The sequence below is a fragment of the Psychromonas algicola genome (assembly GCF_004378355.1).
Taxonomy (GTDB): domain Bacteria; phylum Pseudomonadota; class Gammaproteobacteria; order Enterobacterales; family Psychromonadaceae; genus Psychromonas.
Map to the genome: position 1 here is coordinate 91360 of NZ_SNUB01000011.1, position 6665 is coordinate 98024.

A 6665-nucleotide genomic window follows, 5' to 3' on the forward strand; every position below is an offset into this window, starting at 1 on the left:
CAATAGTGTATTACATATTTAGAAGGTGAAATAGTTAGCTCATATTTAAATGAGCCACTATTTCATTGTTTCACACTTAACAACTACAAACCTTGCTGATACTGTGCATTAGTTGAAACGGTTACTAGGTTATTTACCGTCAACTCCGCTTCTAAATCGCCATCTAAAAAGTCTTCAAAGTGTTTAATCAATGCAGCTTTATCTTGCTGTGCTTTGGAGCCTGATCCAATATCGGTTAAGTCGATAAAGAACTCGTCAAACAAGTGTGAGAAGTCTTTTACCGCATCAAAGTTTAAGAATTGTTCATGGTTGTAAATGCTTGGGTAACCACCTAACTGTTTATCAACGGCAAAAGAGATGCCTTTTACGTTGGTAATGGTCGTTGCTTTTTGACACTTCAACATACAGCCATCTTCGATGCTTGGTTTGTTACAACCAACGGTTTGTTGGAAGAAACATTGGCGGCTTGTCATCATTAGGATCGGATGATAGATGCTGTACAACATTTTGAAGTTAGCAGGGCGCTTGATATTTTTAATTTGGTTACGGTTAATTTCATTAGAAATAAACGCACCGGCACAATTTAATTCTTCTTGCATGGTTAATAATGCGTAAGAGTTCGTTGTATTTAAAAATGGCCCTGCAATCCATTCAATGCCCATTTCAAAGGCTTTGTAAGCAATACCAGTGTTGTTAGTCACAATACGATCTGGTTTTAACTCTTCCAAAATACGCACTGCTTCAATGTAATCTTTGCCTATTAATACCGCTGGAAACCATGGAATAAAACGTGGGTTACGAACTAAAATGTCGCGCTGTTTATTACAACGTTTTTTAAAGCTTTCTGGTAGTTTGAAGTAAATATCTGCATCCGTTAAATCACCTAAATGAGCATCTTTTTCATCGCTTATTAATAAAGACAGCGTTGGTTTTTCATTTAATTTAGGATGCGACGCTAATGGCGGTAACGTTACCGCTGGAATGACTTCTTTTTCGCCATTCAGGTAATAAGCGACTTTATTCTTAACTTCAGTTAATTCTTTAAAGGGAATGGTTAAGTTATCTGCAAGTTGTGAAAAATCAAACTCAGCAACATTGTAACGGCTATTTTTAAAGCTCTTAAAACGTTTTGCAATGGCATCTGAAGTCACTGCAGATTGCTCAGAGGTAAACATTGTTGACGCTGATTCAACGACATAATGTTTGTTGTTTTGACCTTCATCTTTTCCATCACTGATCGTAATGTTAACGGTGAAAGGTTGACCTAGCTTGCCTGAGAAGCTGAGTGCTAAATCACTTTTGTCGATATTTAATGTTGCCACTTTTGCTGCTACATCATCAACAATTTTATTTTTATCTGCACGTAAATCATCTTGTGCTTCTTGAATTTGTACTACCGAGATGGCGTTACTTTTTTCATTGGCGTGAGTAAAGCTGTTATCGCGTGGATTGTCGATAAACATATCTTTAGTGAGGTTGCCTTTCAAAAAAGAGTTAGTGAAATCACGGTTAAATACTTTATAAAGTGCAGAGTCATCGGCTAACAATTTACCTGTATCTACAAATTGATTGATCTGTTTGCGCCAGCTATCGACTACTGTATGTACGTATTGTGCCCCTTTGATACGACCTTCCACTTTTAATGAATCAACGCCAGCATCAACTAATTCAGGTAAATCAAACCATGCCGAGTTATCTTTTAAGTTAAGTGGAAATTTATTACCTGCGTTGGTGATTTCATATTCATCACGGCAGGCTTGGCTACAACGACCACGGTTACCTGAGTTACCAACACTTACAGAGCTTGAATAACATTGACCAGAGAAAGCAATACATAACGCACCGTGCACAAACACTTCGGTTAGTACATCATTGTCATGTGCTAATGACGTTAAGCTTTTAATTTCCGCTAAGTTAAGTTCGCGTGATAAGTTGGCTCGTGTTGCCCCTATTTTAGCAAGGAACAATATTTGCCCTTCGTTGTGCGTAGTTAGCTGAGTTGAAGCATGAATATGTAAGCTTGGGAAAAACTTTTTAACTAAGTTAAATAACCCTAAATCTTGTACGATAATGCCATCAATACCAGTGTTAACTAATTGATTTAGCAATTTAGTAAGCGCTGGAATCTCATGCTCTAATATCACAATATTGAGCGTTAAAAAGACTTCACATTCATATTCATGCGCTAGTTTAATCACACCAACTAAATCATCAAATGAAAGATTTGCAGCACGGTTACGAGCATTGAAAATATCTAACCCACAATAAATGGCGTTAGCCCCTGCGATAATCGCCGCTTTAATTGCGTCAACATCGCCACCCGGCGCTAATAATTCGATTTTTCTACTCATAACTGACTCACTATCTATTTATCTATATTCGGGGGATTTTTATATCGAAGCGGGAGTTTACCTTTATCCATAGTGTTTTACTATGGTATTGCCTTTATCACATTAAACTGCGTTTATTTTGTTGTTTTTTTACTATAAATATCTAAAGTAAAAGCTCTGATTCAAAGTTGATAAAGCATTTGTGATAGATTTTGATGATTTATAAAATAACGCATTGAATTTTTTTAGTTTATCAGATTGAGACTCTATGTATGCCATTCTTTATAAAGCAGTTGTTAGCCTTACCTATTATTGTAAGTTTACTTTCTGGATGTGTCGTTGTGCCTACATTCACAGATGAAAGAACGCCCGTTAGTTGTGAAATTTTCACTAAAAGTGTCGATTTAGAATTTATTGGATCTAAACATGGCAGAGGTACTGAGTTAGCAAGAGGGTGTCATGGCGGAAATGATCTTTGTGCGCTTGTTATGGTTGTAGGTGGAGGCGTGTTTTTGTCATCAGTCGTTATTTCTAGTTCTATTTATATTGTTGGTAATACTGCTTATTATCTTGAAAAAGCAGTACGTTGTGATGATGAAGATCTAATTGAACAGCAAGTTACAGATTTTTCAAAAGAGATGGAAACTATCGGCGCTAAAAAAGTAGAACAAAATAACATTGAGACTATTATCTCGGAAGAGACAGCGCTTGAAGAACCAAAAATTAAGGTGTTAAAGTTTAAAGAGCTAGATTCTACGAAAAAAGAAACGGAAGTGAAAGTATCAGATTTTAAATATATAGAACTGGACGACCCAGGCGCAGAAGGAAGCGCGGTACACTAGAAAATTAATTGAATAGCCACTTTATAATTCAGTGTTTGTTAAGTCGATTTAGGGATAAACTGTTGCGATCGTATAACGACTATTAATTTAAAAATACACAACTGAAAAGGATAATAAAATGATCGAAGTAGGCCAAGCATTACCAGCAGGAACATTAAGCCAATTAACTTCAGAAGGTATGGTTAATCATGATGTTGCTGAATTATTTGCAGGTAAAAAAGTAGTTTTATTTGCTGTACCTGGTGCATTCACTCCAACTTGCTCTGAAGCACATCTACCGGGTTATGTTGTATTAGCTGACAAACTTCAAGCCAAAGGCGTTGATTTAATTACCTGTGTTTCTGTTAATGATGCATTTGTAATGAAAGCATGGGGCGAAGTACATAACGCTTCTGAATTATTAATGTTAGGCGATGGCGATGCAAGTTTCACTAAAGCATTAGGCCTTTCAATGGATACTGAAGGTTTTGGTGGTGTTCGTTCACAACGTTACGCAATGGTTATTGAAAACGGTATTGTGACATTATTAAACGTTGAAGAAGCAGGTGAGTTTGAAGCAAGTACTGCTGAAACGGTATTAGCTGCGCTTTAATTTATAAAAAAACTAGTCATTAAATCTCAATTTAATTATGGGTTTTAATACTCAATAATAAATTTGATATTTAAGTCTTTGTAGATCTTGGGGATAAGTACCTCTCTATTTCCAAGATTTTACGGATATAAATGGCCAACGAGTTTTAAAGCTGTGTTGGTCATTTTAATATAATTAGTTTCCGATATTGCTATTTTATTGGGTTTTATATTCATATTAAAAGCGTCTTCTAACCCGTAAGGCGAATAAATAAAAATTTCACCGTTATCGTTTAAATTAAAACTAATCGCAAATGCAGAAAGCCAAGAATCAATTCCTTGTTCAACCCGTAGATAAGGTTGGATAACTTGTCCAAAGTTTTAGGGGACTATTGGTGTACATTCGCTTGATTTTTAATATCAATCTTGACTGAGTGTGTTAGCTTCGCTTTAATTATTTTGTCATACTACGATTCTGTTTTATGTTGAATATCATCAAAATAAACAATATCAAAACCTTTAACGTTATCCAGAGGTGCTAATCCTAATTAATGATTCCATATCAATTGAGTAATTGAACCACCTGCTATATAAAAGTCAGGTAAATTAGTCATATTACATGCTTTTGCAGTTTCCATTAGTTCTGGAACTGAGTTTATTAACTTTTTTCCATAATCTTCATTCTTTAGTTTCGTTTAAATGCCTTAATATTACCTTCAAGGCAAAGAAAATAAGCCCATCCTATTAGTACTAACTGTAAAGGGCCACGTATTATCAAGTAAACTGGACCCCATTGATGCCCTCCTAAGCCGATATAATTTAATGCAGAATAAATATTAGCTGGGAAAAATACTATAAATACAATGATAGCTAATTTTGTTGCGATTGATTGATATCTTGGAACGAACAAAGCAATCCCTATTAGTAATTCTAATAGTCCAGTTATATAGATTAAAGCTAAACGAAATGGGACCCATGTGGGTAACATTTCTGTCATCCCTTGTGCTCTTACAATGTGTCCAATAAAAAAGAATATAAAAGCAATGCCTAATCCCCATGAAGCAAATTTCTTAACATCTAATTTGTTGTTATTGATTCTCGTATATACAAAAGCGACGAACAAAGGTAATGACAATAAAAGTAATATAATTATAGGTGTCAGCATAAGTTTTCCATTAAGTTATTGTTTTAAATTTTAGTTAAATAGATTGAATTTATTAGTTTATTAATAAACCTTTCCAAATTTTGTCGAGGAAAAATTTTTTATTCGTAACCAATTTTTCTACTTTTTTTGTTTCTTGATATAGTAATAAACAGCAATAACCATGCAGAGCAGACCACACGTAATTTGCTTGTAGATTAATATTTTCTTGCTTAATTATTGATGCTTGTTGAAACTTTTCTAATAATGTTTCTAAGCGATTAAATAGCTTATACCCAGATGCAGTTAATTCGGAAGTTTGGTTGTTTGATAGTTCTGAATTATTAAACATTAGATGATAAATCGCCGGATGAGATAAGCAAAAATCTATGTATTTTTCTGCAAGTTGATAAAGTTCTTTTTTAGGATCCACTTCTACGACTGTTGTAATTAACATTGAAGTATTCAATCGTTCAAAATAATGTTGAGCAATAGCGCATAATAAGTGATGTTTACTGTCAAAATGTCTATATGGAGCACCTCTAGAAACATTTAACTTAGTAGCAATTTCTCTCATCGTAATAGCTTCAATTCCTTCATCCATAAGGAGTTCTGAAGCCATTTTTATTATGGAAAGTTTTAAATCACTTGCGTGATATTTTTCTTTTTTATTTGTATTCATTTTTGAATAGTAATTTGTAATGTTGACGGTGTCAACATTAAGGGAAATGATACTATTGCTTGAATATTCTTAAAGAGTTTCTTGATATTTTCTTAATGAAAATGAAATATAGATTTGGTTCTTGGAATTGTGGTTAATTATTTATAGTATTTTTTAAGAAAGATTATTTATCAATACCTTGGGGTTTTTAGTGGAGTAAGTTATCACTGCTTAATAATTAGGAAAAGGACGGTTTATGATGAAGTAGTAAGATTAATAGAAGCAAAACATCTACTACTTGTGCCTTGAAAATGACCCTGTCCTAAAATCTGTGTAATTGCCTATCATTAACTTAATCATATTAAGGATAGGTAATTATGAAAAAAGAAGAGTTAGAAGCATTCGCCCTTAAAGCATCAAAGGGATTAAAGTCTCAAAAAGATTTACTCGACTTCACTCAAATGCTCACTAAGATCACCGTCGAGGCAGCACTGAATGCTGAACTCGATGATCATCTTGGATATGAAAAAAACCAACAGAGTAACGTTGATAACTATCGAAATGGTAATACATCTAAAACATTAAAAACTGAAGATGGCCAATTTGAATTAATCACCCCACGCGATAGAAATGGTACCTTTGAACCTGAGTTAGTTAAAAAGAACCAAACCCGTTTCACATCAATGGATGACAAGGTCTTAAGCCTTTATGCTAGGGGCATGACAACACGCGATATAGTTGATGCATTCCAAGAAATGTACGGTGCAGATATATCCCCAACACTCGTGTCTAAAATCACTAACGCAGTCATAGAGGAAGTAACTGAGTGGCAAAACAGACCGCTAGATGCTATTTACCCTATTGTTTATCTTGATTGTATTGTCGTTAAAATTAGGCAAGACAACCGAGTGATTAACAAGGCTGTATTTCTGGCTTTAGCCATTAATCTAGACGGCGAAAAGGAATTGTTAGGGCTTTGGTTTGCGGAAAATGAAGGGGCTAAGTTCTGGTTAAATGTACTCACTGAATTACAGAACCGAGGTGTTGAAGACATATTAATTGCTTGTGTAGATGGCTTGAAGGGCTTTCCAGATGCGATTAATACTGTGTATCCAGAAACG

General features: G+C 34.6%; 7 protein-coding genes. 3 read left to right on the plus strand and 4 right to left on the minus strand.

The features are described 5' to 3' along the window. Nucleotides 1-83: 83 nt before the first annotated feature. Nucleotides 84-2351: a peptidase U32 family protein gene (locus tag E2R67_RS07800; RefSeq protein ID WP_134290381.1), complete on the minus strand. Its 2268-nt coding sequence runs from the start codon at nucleotides 2349-2351 to the stop codon at nucleotides 84-86. A gap of 251 nt (nucleotides 2352-2602) precedes the next feature. On the opposite strand from E2R67_RS07800, the gene E2R67_RS07805 reads away from it, so the two are divergent. Both E2R67_RS07805 and E2R67_RS07810 read left to right on the plus strand, forming a co-directional pair. Next, on the plus strand, nucleotides 2603-3172 hold the full coding sequence (locus E2R67_RS07805) for a hypothetical protein (protein ID WP_134290382.1): 570 nt from the start codon (nucleotides 2603-2605) through the stop codon (nucleotides 3170-3172). A 118-nt stretch (nucleotides 3173-3290) separates the two neighbouring features. Continuing rightward, the gene (locus E2R67_RS07810) at nucleotides 3291-3764 is read left to right on the plus strand and encodes a peroxiredoxin (RefSeq protein WP_134290383.1); all 474 of its coding nucleotides are present in this window, start codon (nucleotides 3291-3293) and stop codon (nucleotides 3762-3764) included. A 119-nt stretch (nucleotides 3765-3883) separates the two neighbouring features. Here the strand turns inward: E2R67_RS07810 and E2R67_RS16995 are convergent, their stop codons facing one another. The 3 genes from E2R67_RS16995 to E2R67_RS07825 form a co-directional block, all read right to left on the minus strand. Continuing rightward, the gene (locus tag E2R67_RS16995) at nucleotides 3884-4108 is read right to left on the minus strand and encodes a nucleotidyltransferase family protein (protein WP_208379497.1); all 225 of its coding nucleotides are present in this window, start codon (nucleotides 4106-4108) and stop codon (nucleotides 3884-3886) included. 319 nt (nucleotides 4109-4427) lie between these two features. After that, the gene (locus E2R67_RS07820; protein ID WP_134290384.1) at nucleotides 4428-4907 is read right to left on the minus strand and encodes a DoxX family protein; all 480 of its coding nucleotides are present in this window, start codon (nucleotides 4905-4907) and stop codon (nucleotides 4428-4430) included. A gap of 52 nt (nucleotides 4908-4959) precedes the next feature. Beyond that, entirely contained in the window at nucleotides 4960-5565 is a 606-nt protein-coding gene (locus E2R67_RS07825) for a TetR/AcrR family transcriptional regulator (protein ID WP_134290385.1), read from the minus strand. A gap of 356 nt (nucleotides 5566-5921) precedes the next feature. Between E2R67_RS07825 and E2R67_RS07830 the strand changes: the two genes are divergently transcribed. Then, on the plus strand, nucleotides 5922-6665 hold a 744-nt coding region (locus E2R67_RS07830), incomplete at its 3' end, for an IS256 family transposase (RefSeq protein WP_134290386.1).